This window comes from Cupriavidus sp. PET2-C1 (genome assembly GCF_054515855.1).
In genome coordinates, this window is the sequence record NZ_CM137259.1 from 1,952,476 (window position 1) to 1,965,808 (window position 13,333).

At 62.4% G+C, this 13,333-nt stretch carries 10 protein-coding genes; 5 read left to right on the plus strand and 5 right to left on the minus strand.

What is annotated here, in order from left to right; genetic code table 11:
• Positions 1–173 precede the first annotated feature (173 nt).
• Positions 174–1,289: an EAL domain-containing response regulator gene (locus ACX12D_RS08885; RefSeq protein ID WP_459373714.1), complete on the minus strand. Its 1,116-nt coding sequence runs from the start codon at positions 1,287–1,289 to the stop codon at positions 174–176.
• Positions 1,290–1,776: 487 nt separating this feature from the next.
• Here ACX12D_RS08885 and ACX12D_RS08890 point away from each other — a divergent pair, with 487 nt between their 5' ends.
• The 4 genes from ACX12D_RS08890 to ACX12D_RS08905 all read left to right on the plus strand — a co-directional run bounded on the left by ACX12D_RS08890 (position 1,777) and on the right by ACX12D_RS08905 (position 8,250).
• Positions 1,777–2,448: a response regulator gene (locus ACX12D_RS08890; protein ID WP_459373715.1), complete on the plus strand. Its 672-nt coding sequence runs from the start codon at positions 1,777–1,779 to the stop codon at positions 2,446–2,448.
• 80 nt (positions 2,449–2,528) lie between these two features.
• Positions 2,529–5,573 (plus strand): ATP-binding protein, encoded by a 3,045-nt coding sequence (locus ACX12D_RS08895; protein ID WP_459373716.1) that lies wholly within the window; start codon positions 2,529–2,531, stop codon positions 5,571–5,573.
• Between the two features lie 191 nt (positions 5,574–5,764).
• On the plus strand, positions 5,765–6,157 hold the full coding sequence (locus tag ACX12D_RS08900) for an RT0821/Lpp0805 family surface protein (protein WP_441632047.1): 393 nt from the start codon (positions 5,765–5,767) through the stop codon (positions 6,155–6,157).
• A 668-nt stretch (positions 6,158–6,825) separates the two neighbouring features.
• Positions 6,826–8,250 carry an aminotransferase-like domain-containing protein gene (locus ACX12D_RS08905; RefSeq protein WP_459373718.1) on the plus strand — a complete coding sequence of 475 codons (1,425 nt, stop codon included), beginning with the start codon at positions 6,826–6,828 and terminating at the stop codon, positions 8,248–8,250.
• Positions 8,251–8,311: 61 nt separating this feature from the next.
• On the opposite strand, the gene ACX12D_RS08910 is transcribed toward ACX12D_RS08905, so the two are convergent.
• From ACX12D_RS08910 to fdhD, 4 genes are all read right to left on the minus strand, one after another.
• Positions 8,312–8,569: a MoaD/ThiS family protein gene (locus ACX12D_RS08910; protein WP_459373719.1), complete on the minus strand. Its 258-nt coding sequence runs from the start codon at positions 8,567–8,569 to the stop codon at positions 8,312–8,314.
• Positions 8,570–8,624: 55 nt separating this feature from the next.
• Positions 8,625–9,176: a molybdenum cofactor biosynthesis protein MoaE gene (locus tag ACX12D_RS08915; protein ID WP_459373720.1), complete on the minus strand. Its 552-nt coding sequence runs from the start codon at positions 9,174–9,176 to the stop codon at positions 8,625–8,627.
• Positions 9,177–9,222: 46 nt separating this feature from the next.
• On the minus strand, positions 9,223–10,314 hold the full coding sequence (moaA, locus tag ACX12D_RS08920; protein WP_459373977.1) for a GTP 3',8-cyclase MoaA: 1,092 nt from the start codon (positions 10,312–10,314) through the stop codon (positions 9,223–9,225).
• A 244-nt stretch (positions 10,315–10,558) separates the two neighbouring features.
• Positions 10,559–11,428 carry a formate dehydrogenase accessory sulfurtransferase FdhD gene (gene fdhD, locus ACX12D_RS08925; protein ID WP_459373721.1) on the minus strand — a complete coding sequence of 290 codons (870 nt, stop codon included), beginning with the start codon at positions 11,426–11,428 and terminating at the stop codon, positions 10,559–10,561.
• Positions 11,429–11,928: 500 nt separating this feature from the next.
• Here fdhD and ACX12D_RS08930 point away from each other — a divergent pair, with 500 nt between their 5' ends.
• Positions 11,929–13,329: a cytochrome ubiquinol oxidase subunit I gene (locus ACX12D_RS08930; protein ID WP_459373978.1), complete on the plus strand. Its 1,401-nt coding sequence runs from the start codon at positions 11,929–11,931 to the stop codon at positions 13,327–13,329.
• Positions 13,330–13,333: the final 4 nt, after the last annotated feature.

The window sequence follows — 13,333 nt, forward strand, 5'->3', positions numbered from 1 at the left end:
TCGATAGCGATAGCGAAAACGACAGCGCCAGCGCCAAGGGGGAGGCCACACCACGGATCGCCACAAATCACCACGATCCGCTTCCGCTCAAAGGTCAAGGCGACGAGAGGCAACCGTAGGCGACCCTAAGTGACCCTAAGTAAGTGACGGTAGGCGCAGCGCCATGCGCCGTATCAGCTTGCGGAGAAGAAGCGGACGATGGCGTCTTGCCGGATGGCGGGCGATATCAGGAAGCCTTGCGCTCTGTGGCAGCCACATTCCTGGAGAAGCCGCAGTTGGGCTTCGGTCTCGACGCCTTCAGCCACCACGGTCAGGCCCATCTTGCGCCCAAGCTGCACCACGCTCGAGAGGGCGGCACGGAAGGCATCGATCATGATGGCGTCCTGGACCATGGACCGGTCCAGCTTCAGCTCCGTGAAGGGCGTCGCCACCAGTCTGTAGAACGAGCTGAAGCCGCTGCTGAAATCATCCTGGGCCAGGCCAAAGCCGTGCATGCGCAAGCGGCATGCGCCTGCGTAGTAGTTGCTTTCCTGCGCCTCCATGGAGTCTTCGGTCAACTCGAAGCAGATACGCCGTGGATCTCCGTTTGCCGCTGTGACCTGCGCATGCAGTCGATCGGGAAGATCCGGGTCATCCAGCAGCCTGGTCGTGAGGTTCACGGAGACGGCAATATCGTGGCCGCAGGCTTTCCACGCTTGTTGCGCGGCGAGCGTCTGCGCCAGCATGGCCTGCAGCAACCAGGCCTCGAGTCCCTCGCGCTCGATGGCGGGCAGGAAGGCGCCGGGCAGCAGCAGCCCGAACTTCGGGTGTTCCCAACGCACCAGCGCCTCCGCTGCATGGCCCAGGTCATCGACCAGCGCGTACTTCGGCTGGAACCAGGCTTGCATTTCGCCGTTTTCCATGGCGGCGATCAGGGCATCGCGGTGAAAATCCGGGGTGTTGCCGGGACGGGCGGGACGTACGCGCTTCACGCTCTCGCCATACGCGCCAAGCGCGGCATGCACGCCTTGCTGGGTGAGCGGCTTCGGCAAGGTCGCCATTACCGCGATGCCCCGCGACTCGGCGACCTTGCGGGCGCCGACCAGTATCGGCCGCGGCGCGGTGCTGGTGATGACCAGCGCCGGTGCGATCGCGGACGTAGGCAAGCTCTGGATGATCTGAATGCCGTCAACGCCGGCGACATTGAGGCCGGTGACAACCAGGTCGAAATGGCATTCGGCCAGGCGCTGCAAGGCTTTGGCGCCGTCGGTGTAGCCTTCCACATGATGGTCGCCCTGACAGGCGAACATTTGCATTGTGGTGGAGAGGTGCAGCGGATTCTCTTCCACTACCAGGATGCGATGGCGGCTCGCGCTGCCCGGACCTGCTGGCTTATCGTGGGCGCGCGCGCCACAACCATGCAATGGGGTGCCAGGAAGTTGGGCTTGATGCAGAGCGAGGGTGCTGAGAGATCCTTTCATGCCGACAGGATAAAAGGATGGCCGGCATAAAAAAATAGGACGAGTCTGAATCTAGCGCTTGGCGTGAAAGAAATCTGCGCGGCAGCCATGTCCGGCTGGCATGTGAGGGGGCGTACCCACGGATCGTATACCATTGATATGGTCTACTTCGCACTTATAGGCGGAAAAGTGATCGAAGAGCATCATTGCGACCAGGGTTGGGGCCTTGGCGCCGTGTGGACCAAGAACGGTGGGGGGCGACGTTGCGCGATGTGCCATTCGCCGTTCGCCATTCGCACCTTGGGGTCTTGTGCAACTTTCTACAAGCGTGGGCTTGATGGATGACTTTCATTTACGTGTCATGGTGGCGGACGATCACCCAGTCACGTTGCTTGGCATTGCCCATTCGCTGCAGGGGGCCGGCGGCATCGAGGTGACCGGGACAGCCTCGAGTTCCACGGAACTGATCGATGCGCTCGGCAAGCAGCCGTGCGACGTTCTGGTGCTCGACTATGTCATGCCGGACGGCAAGTACGGCGACGGGCAGGCACTCATCTCGATGATCTTGCGGCGCTTCCCCGAGGTGCACATCGTGACCATCACCATGGTGGACGATCCCGCGGTGCTGCGCGCCATCCAGACGCTTGGCGTGACCTGCATACTGAGCAAGTCCGATGCCATGGCGCATATCGTCACCGCTGTGCATGCCGCCTATACCGGTGGGCAATACGTGTCGCCCACCGTTGCGTCCTTGCTCGAAGACCAGGAGGACCCTGGCGCCACGCGCAGGCTGAGTGCCCGGGAGGCGGAAATCGTGAGATTGTTCCGGGCGGGCTACAAGGTGGGCGAGATTGCTGCCCAGCTGCATCGTAGCAAGCAGACCATCAGCGCGCAGAAGGTTGCGGCCATGAAAAAGCTCGGGGTCACGCGCGATGCGGATCTGTTCCGGTACAGCGGCAACGAGGCGCAGCCGGAGTCGGAGCCGGAAGGCGGCCAAGAGGAAGCTTGAAGCCGGTGCGCGTTGCGTCGCGCGCTGCCTGGCCGAGCGCCTGATAGATCCAACAGAAGCAGAACGATGTCGATTTCGCCGTGAAACTGAAGCCCCTTGTCAGGCACCGCATTTCCCGCGGCCGCCGCGACTTCAATCCTGAGCTGATGAAGCGGTATCAGCTTACCCTGCTCTACGGCGGTGGCGCCGCGCTATCGGCTTTCATCCTGCTGTGCTCGGTGCTGGCCTTGTGGATGGCAGCCAGTGACTACAATGCGGCGGCGCGCGCAGGTTTTCTGACGCAGGAGTCCAGGCTGCTGGTCAGCATGACCGGGGCCGGCGCGATCCTCAAGCGAGGCACGGGCTATGCGGAAGGCGTGTGGGACCGCCAGGCGCTGCCGTCGCCGGCCTTGCGCGAGCAGTACCTTTCCAACAATGGCCAGCTGCGCATCAGCCAGGATTCGGGCCGCCGGGTCTATGCCGTGACTACCGAGGTCAGCGACGCCCGGCCCGCGTCGAGCTTCTTGCCGCTTCTGGCCATGGTGGAGAAGCAGCTCAAATCCAGTGTCGTGCTGACGCGCACGCCCGAGCTTTCCGCGAACACGTATTTCCTTTCCGTGCAAGGGGATTTCCTGGCCACGCTGCTCCGGTCGGGAAGCGGCTACGGTGTGCCGGTGTCCCGCCTGCCCGATGCGCTCAGATTGTTCAAGGAGACCTGGCCAGACATCGTCAGCCTCATGCAGGCCGCGGTAGCCCATCCCGAAGCCACGCCGACGGACGTGATCTGGATGGAGCCGCAATTTGATCCGCTCTCGGGCGAGCTGGTGGTCCGCTTCGTCCAGTTCCTGTTTGACAGCGATCGCAAGCCGCTCGCCATCGTCGTCGCCAACAGGCGTCCGGGACGGTTCCTGAATGGCCTGGAGAATCCGGAAGAGGGGGGCGAGTTCGCCATTCTCGATGGGAACGGCAAGGTGCTGTTGACGCCTGACGCCGAGCGCAGCGCCTTTATCAACCGTGTGGCAGCCACGCATGTCGTCGCGGCGCGGCCGGGCGTGCAACAGACCTTCAAGGATGGCATCTTCAAGATCAGTGACCGCCTTCCGGGGACGGACTGGAGCCTCGTCTACGCCTATACGCCTTACACGATCCTGGCCGGCCTGAAGTACCGCCTGCTGACGATCGGTGCCCTTGCCTTGACGGGATGGTTGTTGCTGTGGGTCCGCATTGTCATCTATCGCCGCAATATCCTCCTGCCCTCGTATGCGCGCGCGGTGCGCCTCAAGGAAAGCCAGAAGCTCAACCGCGCGCTGATCCATACCGCGCCGGTGGGCCTTAGCCTGCTGGCGCAGGCCGATGGCCACGTGATCGTGGACAACAACGTGATGGCCCGCTATGCCGAGCAGGTTGGCGAGCCGCCGCTGAACCAGCGCATGTGGGAACTCTATCAGCGCGCGTCGGCAGCGTGTGGGGACCGGCCGAACAGGAACCGGCCGTTGCTCGGCCAGGAGCTGACCATCGGGGCGGGCACCCAGGCCTTGACGCATCTGCTGGTGAACTTCACCCGTGTCAAGTATCGAGGCGAGGCGGCGCTGCTTTGCGCGCTGCTGGACATCAGCGCGCAGAAGAAGACGGAGCAAAAGCTCAGGGAGGCGCGCCAGGCGGCGGACCAGGCCAACAAGGCCAAATCCACGTTCCTTGCCACCATGAGCCACGAAATCCGTACGCCGCTCAATGCGATGATCGGCTGCCTGGAACTCATGGGGCGCTCGCCATTGTCCGCCGGCCAGCGGCGACGGCTGGAGATCGTCGAGTCGTCGTCCGCTTCGTTGCTTCGCATCATCAATGACGTGCTGGACGTGTCCAAGGTCGAAGCGGGGCAGCTGACGTTCGAATCCATTCCTTTCCGTTGCGACCAGCTGCTGCAGAACGTGCGCGACACGTTCGCGCCGCTTGCGGAGGCCAAAGGCCTGGCGCTGACTTGTGACATCTCTCCCGATGCCGCCGGCTACTTTCTTGGCGATCCGACCCGGCTCCGGCAGGTGATCGCCAACCTGGTCAGCAACGCCATCAAGTTCACGGAATCCGGCCATGTGGTGGTTCGCGCCGCCTTTGTGCCAGACCACGAAAGATCTGTCGTGCAGTTCGATATTGCGGATACCGGTATCGGGATCGATCCGTCCGCCGTGCCAACCCTGTTCGCGCTCTACACGCAGGCCGACAGTTCCATCCATCGACGTTACGGTGGCACTGGCCTCGGGCTGCCACTGTGCCAGCGAATCGTGGAAGCAGCGCAAGGCCATATTTCAGTCGAATCCACGCCGGGGCAGGGCAGTACCTTCACGGTCAGGTGGCCATTGCAACGCACGGAAGCGCCCCTCCAGGGCGCACAGGACGGCGCAGCGGCATCGGCCAAGGCATCGGACGCTGCAAGCGCGGTGGAGTCCAGTGACGGCGAGCCGCCCATCCAGGTGCTGGTCGCGGAAGACCACCCGGCAACCCGGGCCATGCTGGCCGACCAGTTCGAGCAACTCGGCTTTGACGCGACGATCGTCGAGAATGGCGCGAAGGCATTGGAGGCGCTTGCGCACGGGCAATATGACGTCGTGCTGACGGATATCGGCATGCCGGTGATGGACGGCTATGCCCTGGCCTCGGCCATCCGGCGGCAATATCCAGGCCTGCCTGTCATCGCGATGAGCGCGCATAGCACACCGGAACAGGCGCATCGCAGCCTGGAAGCGTGCATTTCCACGGTGCTGGTCAAGCCCTTGCCGCTCGCGGTGCTGGGGCGCGTTCTGCGGTCGCATGCTGGCCGAAGCGCACCGAGAGAATCCGCTAGCGACAAGACATTGCCGGAATTGCCGGAATTGCCAATCACCCCGCAGGTGTGCGAAGCGATGCACGCCGCCACGCGGGAGACAACGGCGGCAATGACAGAGGCCTTGCGGGCGGGCAACGCCGACGCAGTCCTCAATGCATTGCACTCGCTGAGCGGAGGCTTCGCGCTGGTGGGAAATGCGACCCTGGCGGAACTATGCATCGGCCTGCAGCAGTTGATTAGAAGCGAGGGGCTCGAGAGCTTCCAGGGACTGTGGCCGGCATTTCAGCAGGAAATAGAAGAGGCGCTGGGGGAGTTGAAAGCCTGAAGCCGGTTATCGCGGCTCCTTGCGAATGCAGTCGCGGCAAATCGGCTCGTGGCGCGCACTCGATCATGGGTGGCTATTGCGTTACCATAGGCAGCTTTTTTCCTGTTCTGCAAAGAGCTGGCGGGCCTGTCGGCACACGTTTGCCGGGTCATGCTCCCCGCTCTTGCAGCACCCCACTCAAGGATCCTTTCATGTCGCTTCGCCTGTTTCTCCGACGCGCGCTGCTCTGCGCCGTCACACTTGTTCCGGCTGCGCCGGCTCTCGCCTATTTCGACACGTTCATCCATGGCACCGTGATCGGGAGCATGAGCCAAAAGGAAGCGGCCGCACTATACAAGGCGGTCAGCAAGACGCTGGACGATGGCACCGACGGTGCGGTGGTGCCATGGACCTACCCAGCATCAGGAAAGCGCAAGCCGATCGAGGGAAATCTAACGCCGATGAACGGTAAGACCGACAAAGGCCAGTCCTGCCGCCAACTGAAGCTTCAGTTGAAACGCGCCGACCAGGAAGACAACTGGACCGGCTGGTTCTGCAAGCAGGGCGACGGGCGCTGGCGCTCGCGCAAGCTCAGCGACGGTTGAGCATCGGTCGGGTTCGCTGTCCGCATTGACGCCGTCTGGCATATTTGGCGTCGTTGGCCAACCGCCTTCGCGATGTGAGGGGGGCGGTTTTCCAACACGAGGCGATGCCCCGGCTCACGCCCGATCCGTAGTCACACAAGATAGAAGAAGTGCCTGTCAAGGCATGCCGCGCCAAACGCGCTTCGTCGATTTTCGCGCTAAAAGTGCTCGCCGGCAGCGGCGAAACCAAATCGCTTCCCCTCCGCATAGCTTGTCACGTGGCGATCTAAGCACTGCATCGCGATGTGAAGTACAGCTTTCCATATCTCGCGCCTAGACTGCAACTGTGTTCTATTTCGACGCACTCATGTGTGCTTCTTATGAATACAGCTTCGCCCCTACTATTCCTTCCAACAAAATCACGCGTAGCCAGTTCCAGTCCCCAAGGCTCGGCGACGCGCATTCATTGGAGCTACCGTCGTGAGAGACGAAGCAGGGAAGATAAGCGAACTCCGCCCCCAACTTGTCGCCGGGTTGCACCTCGGACGACTCGACAGCATTGCGCTGCCCGGCACCAGCGCCTTCAGACTGGATACATGCAGTTCGGCCGCGCAGTTGCATTCGGACGGTCAAGACTTCTTCCGCCACCGCGATGCACCTGCCGGTGACCCGGTTGGAGGGCGCGTCCAATGAAGCTCTACGAGAAGTTCGCCGACGATATCGAGCGGTTGATCCAGCAGGGCGTCTACCGCCATGGCGAACGATTGCCTTCCGTACGGCAGGCTAGCCAGCAGCACCGGATCAGTATCACCACGGTACTGCATGCTTACCTGCTGCTGGAGAGCCGCGGCCTGCTGGTGAGCCGGCCGCAGTCCGGCTACTTCGTCGACCTGCAGCGCGGAAGCGACGAGCGGCAAATGCAAGAATTGCGAGCATCGAAGCCGATAGCCATGTCTGCCTCGGTGGACGTCAGCCGGCTGGTGCTTTCGACGTTGCGCTCGATTGGCGCCGGCGATGCCGTGCCGCTCGGCTCGCCGTACCCGGATCCCGTTATGTTCCCGTTCGAGAAGCTGAACCGGTATGCCTATATGTCAGGCCGCGAAAAGACGCTCTGGAACGTGACGAACGCGCTTCCGCCCGGCAATCCGCGCCTGGTCCGGCAGATCGCGCGCCGCTACCTTGAGAACGGCATGCCGGTCGACCCGAATGAGATCATCATCACCGTCGGCGCGACCGAGGCGATCAATATCTGCCTTCAGGCAGTGGCAAAGCCAGGGGACGTGATTGCCGTCGAATCGCCAACGTTCTACGCCATGCTGCACGCGATCGAGCGCATGGGCATGAAGGCGATCGAGGTATCGACGCATCCCGAGTACGGCATCGATATTGCCGCCCTCGCAGGGATCATGAAGTCGCAGCCGATCGCGGCCTGCATGGTCATGCCCAACTTCCAGAATCCGCTTGGCTTCCAGATGCCGGATGAACGCAAGCGCGAACTCGTCGAGTTACTGACGAGAGCGGACATTCCGGTCATCGAGAATGCCGTGTACAACGAACTGTATTTTGGCGATACGCATCCCAGCACGTTGAAGACCTATGACCGCAAGGGCATCGTTTTGCATTGTTCATCGTTCTCGAAGAGCCTGACGGCAGCCTATCGCATCGGCTGGGCGCTGCCAGGCCGCTATCGCGATCAGGTCGAGAAGCTCAAGTTCCTGAACACCTTGGCAACCCCGACGGTGCCGCAGCTTGCCATCGCGGAGTATCTCGAGCGTGACGGCTTCGAGCATCATCTGCGGAGGATTCGCAAGGCCTACGCGCAGCAGGCCAACCTGATGCGAGCCATGGTTTCCCGCTTCTTTCCAGAGGGAACGCGCATGTCCAGCCCGGCCGGAGGCTACGTGCTCTGGATCGAGCTACCCGCGAAGGTCGACGCCATGCAGCTCTATCAGCTAGCGCTCGACCGCGGCATCACGATCGGACCAGGGTATATGTTCTCGAACTCCGGCAGCTACCGGAACTTTATCCGCCTCAACTACAGCAGCCCGTGGTCGAGCCGGATCGAGGAAGCGGTGATCGAGGTCGGCAAGCTCGTCGCGATGTGTGCCCGCTGACCGCAGCCGGGTGGCAATGCCGGGGCGGCCCTCCGTCCGGGGCCCTGCTGTCAGGCATCGATCAGCCGCCCGTGACAGGCGGAAAGAACGCGATCTCGCTGTCCTCGCGCACCACAAAGGCACCATCCACCAGTTCCAGGTTGACAGCGGCCCGTACCGGCCGATGGGTCTGCAACGCTAGCGCCGAGCGTGCGTCTCGCGATGCGAGCGTTTCCCTGATGCCCTCTACGGTGATGCCGGGCGCATGGATATCGACGATCTCCTGCGTGACGCCAAGATGTTCACGAATGCTAGCGAAGTACCTGATGGTGAGTTTCATGTGCGCCGTCCTACTTCTACTTCTACTTTCGGTTTCTGGCTGGATGGGCAGGGGATCAGCCCCAGCGGTTCACAGCCAGTTCGTCACGTGCCTTGGATTCGACCCATTCCGATGTGCCGTCGCGCCGGATCTCCTTTTTCCAGAAGGGCGCATAGGTCTTGAGGAAATCCATCAGGAACTCGCATGCATCGAATGCTGCCTCACGATGTTGAGACGCGACGATGACCAGGACCACTGGATTGCCGAGCGTGATACGACCGATCCGATGCACGATCTTCACGGCATCCAGTCGCCAGCGCGCGTTCGCCTCCTCGATGATGCTCCATAGTGCCCGTTCGGTCATCCCTGGATAGTGTTCGATCTCGAGCGCCGCAACATCGTCGGCATCGCCGAATTGGCGCACGACCCCCAGGAAGTTCACAACCGCACCCACATTGGGATTGCGCATGATGGGATCGACCTCCGTTGCGAAGCCGATCGGCTGCTGCTGCACGCGCACCTCGAAGCCAGCGACGATGGCGCGCTGCGCAAAGTCCGCGTTTTCTGCGTTTTCCGCCGCGTCCGCGGCGTCCTCGGCTGTCATCTTTGAATGGAACGTGGATGTCATTGTTGTTCTCCAGGTATCGGCTCGTTTCGTGCCCATTGGTGAAGATTCAACCCCCGACGAGCGACATGCGGACAGTCGGGTAACGCTTACCTTGCCTATGGCTGCGAGCCGCTGCGCGCAGCTCGGAATAGCGGTCGGCGCGGCTGGTCCACTGGTGGCGGATCGCCTGCGCCAGTTGTGCCTCCGACGCGCTCTCCGACAACCATGGCCTGAGGCTGGTCCCATGACTGGCGAACAGGCAGGTATAGAGCTGACCATCAGCCGATACGCGCGCGCGTGAGCACGATCCGCAGAACGGTTGCGAGACGCTTGCGATGAAACCTACCTCGCCGCCGCCATCCGTGTGACGGTAGCGGACCGCGGTGCTCGCTCCCGGCCCCTGTTCGACGGGGGTCAGGGGAAACTCGGATTCGACGATATCGCGAGTCTGCCGAGCCGTGAGCACCGCGGCATCGGACCAGAAGTCGGCCCCGCCGACGTCCATATATTCGATGAATCGCACCACCACGCCAGTGCCTTTGAACAGGCGCACGAGCGGGAGGATCTGGCTTTCGTTCACGCCCCGCTGGACCACCGCGTTGACCTTGACCGGCGCAAGCCCAGCCGCGGACGCGGCCTCGATGCCGTCCAGGACGCGCGACACCGGCACGTCGGCGTCGCTCATGCGACGAAATACAGCGTCATCTACCGCGTCGAGACTGACGGTCACGCGGCTCAGGCCGGCATCCTTCAGCGCGGGGGCTTTGGCGGCGAGCAGCGTGCCGTTTGTCGTTATCGCGATTTCCAACGGCTTGCCGGACACGGTCGTCAGCTTCGCAAGTTGCTCCACCAGTGTTTCCAGGCCACGCCGCAGCAGTGGCTCGCCCCCGGTAATGCGGATCTTCTCGACACCAAGCGACGTGAATGATTTTGCGATCTTGACCATCTGCGTAAACGACAGGCGATCGGCCGACGGCATGAACGCGTAGTCGGCAGGGAAGACTTCCCGTGGCATGCAGTAGGTACAGCGGAAGTTGCACTGGTCGATGACCGAGAGGCGCAGATCGCGCAGCGGGCGACCGAGCTTGTCAAGGACACCGGCATCGACGTCAGTCGATGTGCGGGTGTCGGCAAAGAGGGAGACAACGTTCTGCTTGATGGCGCTCACGATCTATCCGGTGGCATACGAGGCGAGACTGTGGAAGGGCCGGTCTCCGGCATCTGCCTTAAGGCTTCGGGCCGGAGGGCGAAAGCGGCCGGTCCGCCAATGCGGGTGGCCTGCACTCAGCATAAGCCGGACCCGGGCGGGGTCGGGCATACAGTTCGCCCAGGATCCGAAGAGTACAGTTACACATCGCGAAGCTCGATAGTGCCCTGCGGGAAGCGCATCGGCGCATGGTCCTTCACCGCATTCCGTGATGTTGGCTCTCAGCCGCGGCATCGATTGCCGCATCGCCGGCCACTGGTGAGTACTCCACGAAGCCGTCGCCACGGCAGAAACAGAGCAGCCGTATCCCCGCCTGGCGCGCGATGTCGATCGCGAGGGTCGTGGGGGCCGAGATTGTCGCGATCATCGGGATATGGAGGCGCGCGGCCTTGCGCACAAGCTCGTAGCTGGCACGGCTGGAAAGCAGAACGAAACCGGCACGCGTGTCTGTCTTGCTTCGTGCAAGCTGGCCGATCAGCTTGTCGAGTGCGTTGTGCCGGCCGACGTCCTCGAAGACTTCGAGCACGGCGCCGTCCCTGGCGCACCATGCCGCGGCATGGACGCCCCCTGTCTTGCGCATGAGCACCTGGTGCTCGGGCAGCTCGCGCGTGGCGCGCCAGACGGATTCGATGCCGATGTCAGCCGCCGAGCCTGCGTGAACAATGCGCGCCGGCTCCAGGTCCAGCAGCGCGATGCTCTCGATTCCGCAGACGCCACATCCCGAACGCCCGGCGAGGGATCGCCGCCTTCCTTTCAAGGCGGCGAACGCCTCCTGCGAAATTGTCAGCCTCACTTCCGCGCTGCCGGCATGGAAGAGCGCCTCGATATCGAATACGTCGGAGACGCGCTCGACAATCCCTTCGCTGAGCGAGAAGCCCAGCGCGAATGCTTCCAGATGGATGGGCGTGGCCATCATGACGGCGTGCGAGATGCCGTTGAACACCAGCGCAACGGGCAGTTCTTCCGCAATGTGATCCGAGATTGGATACGCGTCGCCGTGGCTGTGGCGTATCACCGTGCACTCGACGCTACCGGTTCGATCAATGACGGACGGGCATTGCAACATGGGGACCCCTTGAAGGCATTAAGTCAGCAGTTCAGATCGTGCGCGGGTGCAGGCGCCGCCGTTCCAGAGCACGGGCGTGGCGCATGCCGTGGACAGTCCGCATCAATCCTGACAGTTGGATTTATATGCGCCGCCAGGCCGAATCGCTAGAGCACAGATCCGATGACCATCGCCGTTGCCGCGCGCTGTATGCGAACGCCACGACTTCGGTCAGGCAGGGCACAGTTTGCATGCTATCGCGACGCGTACCCGCTTTTCGGGCACAGCTCAATACGAATCGACGGAATACAGTTCTCGTGCAGCGACATTCGTTTGCATGCCCTCTCAAAACTGCACTATCGTCGTATCCAGATTTGGTGCCCTCGCAGTCTCGGTGCGTCTCCGGTCAGCTGGTTCAGCGTGCCCCCGGCCTCGCGCGATCCGGGTGGGCGATCTTCGATTTGAATCGCGCGGTCCTGGCCGATGCCGTGGACCTTTCCCTCCAGGTGCAAGTGAGAATCATGGAAATCTTCGATGCCTTACATCTTGCCAGGCTGCAGTTTGCCTTCACCGTTTCATTCCATATCGTCTTTCCAGCGATCAGCATCGGCATGGCGAGTTTCCTTGCCGTGCTGGAATGGCGCTGGCTGGCGACGGGGGATAGCAGCTACAAGGACATGTTCCTGTTCTGGTCGAAGGTATTCGCGGTCAGCTTCGGCATGGGCGTGGTGTCAGGCGTTGTGATGGCCTACGAGTTCGGCACGAACTGGAGCGGGTTCTCGCAGGTCGCGGGCAACATCACGGGACCGCTACTGACGTATGAGGTACTGACGGCCTTCTTTCTCGAGGCAGGCTTTCTCGGCGTGATGCTGTTCGGCTGGCAGCGGGTGAGTGCCCGCGCGCACTTCTTCGCGACACTGATGGTTGCCTTGGGCACGCTGATCTCCACATTCTGGATCCTTGCGTCAAACAGCTTCATGCATACCCCGCAAGGATTCGCCATGGAGAACGGCCGCATTGTCCCGGTCGACTGGCTGAAGGTGGTGTTCAACCCGTCCTTTCCCTATCGTCTTGCGCACATGACAATCGCGGCGTTCATCGTGGCGGGATTCATGGTCGCCGCCTGCGGCGCCTGGCATTTGTTGCAGGGGCGGCGCGATGTGCCGGTCAAGCGCAGCTTCTCGATGGCGCTGTGGATCCTGCTCCTGGTGACACCGGTCCAGATCGTCGTGGGCGATGCGCATGGCCTCAACACGCGCGAGTACCAGCCGGCCAAGATCGCAGCGATCGAAGGCCTTTGGGAAACGGAGAAGGGCGGCACGGCGCTCAATCTGTTCGGTCTTCCTGACATGGAGTCGGAAGAGACACGCTACGCGCTGAAGGTCCCTCATCTCGGCAGCCTGATCCTGACGCACAGCTGGGATGGTGTGATTCGCGGCCTGAAGGAGTTTCCGCGGCAGGACCGGCCATATTCGCCGATCCTGTTCTGGACGTTCCGGATCATGGCGGGGCTCGGCATGCTGATGCTGCTGACCGCGCTGCTCGGCCTGCTGCTGAGAAAGCGTGGCCGCCTCTACGAAACGCGCTGGTTTCAGTGGCTTGTGCTGTGCATGGGGCCATCCGGGCTGATCGCGCTGCTGGCGGGCTGGATCACGACCGAGGTCGGCCGCCAACCCTGGACCGTGTATGGCGTGCTGCGCACGGAAGATTCCGTCTCTCCGATCAGCGCCCAGCTTGCCGGGGTTTCCTTGCTGATTTTCGTCATCGTGTACTTCCTGGTCTTCGGGATGGGCGTCTACTACATGATGAAGCTGATGACGCGCGGGCCGGTGCTGAACTCGCATGCCGCCGCATCGCTCAGACACCCAGGATTGCGCAGCCGCGCACTGGCCGCACCATCCGATGCGCTGGAAGGAGAATGATTCC

Excerpts from the sequence above, each read along its gene's own strand:
- ACX12D_RS08885 (WP_459373714.1), bottom strand. The coding sequence starts at position 1,289 with ATGTTCGCCTGTCAGGGCGACCATCATGTGGAAGGCTACACCGACGGC.
- ACX12D_RS08890 (WP_459373715.1), top strand. The coding sequence starts at position 1,777 with ATGGATGACTTTCATTTACGTGTCATGGTGGCGGACGATCACCCAGTC.
- ACX12D_RS08900 (WP_441632047.1), top strand. The coding sequence starts at position 5,765 with ATGTCGCTTCGCCTGTTTCTCCGACGCGCGCTGCTCTGCGCCGTCACA.
- ACX12D_RS08905 (WP_459373718.1), top strand. The coding sequence starts at position 6,826 with ATGAAGCTCTACGAGAAGTTCGCCGACGATATCGAGCGGTTGATCCAG.
- ACX12D_RS08910 (WP_459373719.1), bottom strand. The coding sequence starts at position 8,569 with ATGAAACTCACCATCAGGTACTTCGCTAGCATTCGTGAACATCTTGGC.
- ACX12D_RS08915 (WP_459373720.1), bottom strand. The coding sequence starts at position 9,176 with ATGACATCCACGTTCCATTCAAAGATGACAGCCGAGGACGCCGCGGAC.
- fdhD (WP_459373721.1), bottom strand. The coding sequence starts at position 11,428 with ATGTTGCAATGCCCGTCCGTCATTGATCGAACCGGTAGCGTCGAGTGC.
- ACX12D_RS08930 (WP_459373978.1), top strand. The coding sequence starts at position 11,929 with ATGGAAATCTTCGATGCCTTACATCTTGCCAGGCTGCAGTTTGCCTTC.